This window comes from Kitasatospora nipponensis, from assembly GCF_039528135.1.
Classification (GTDB): domain Bacteria; phylum Actinomycetota; class Actinomycetes; order Streptomycetales; family Streptomycetaceae; genus Kitasatospora; species Kitasatospora nipponensis.
Genome location: NZ_BAAALF010001055.1, coordinates 1 through 545, shown reverse-complemented (window position 1 = coordinate 545; position 545 = coordinate 1). Strand labels below are relative to the sequence as shown.

Genomic DNA, 545 nt, shown 5'->3' with positions numbered 1-545 from the left:
CTGATCCCGCTCCGCAGGTTGCGCGAACACCAGAACCCGCACGGCGGGGAAACGGGCATGCGGGTGCTCACCGCGGGATTCGTCGGGCTGAAGCAGACGTTCAAGGCCGCGAAGGCCCTGCCGCTGACGCTCGGGTTCCTCGGCGCGTATCTGATCTACACCGACGGCATCAACACGGTGGTCAGCGTGTCGGCGCAGTACGGCACGGAGGAGCTCGGGTTCACCGACCAGGTGCTGATCGCGACGGTGCTGGTGATCCAGTTCGTGGCCTACATCGGCGGCATGCTGCACGGTTTCGCGGCCCGCAGATTCGGCGCGAAGAAGGTGATCCTGGTGAGTCTGGGCGTGTGGGTCCTGGTGCTGGTGTACGCCTACTTCGTCGAAGAAGGCCAGGCGCTGCAGTTCTACGCGCTCGCCGTCGGCATCGGCCTGGTGCTCGGCGGCACCAATGCGCTGTCGCGCTCGCTGTACAGCCAGCTGATCCCGCCCGGCAAGGAGGCGCAGTTCTACTCGCTGTACGAGGTCGGGGAACGTGGCACGTCGTG

Annotated in this window: 1 protein-coding gene; it reads left to right on the top strand. The window is 66.2% G+C overall.

The window, feature by feature from the left end; all coding sequences use genetic code 11:
* Positions 1-57: 57 nt before the first annotated feature.
* The coding region (locus ABD323_RS44830; protein WP_344447704.1) for an MFS transporter at positions 58-545 on the top strand (488 nt) is incomplete at its 3' end.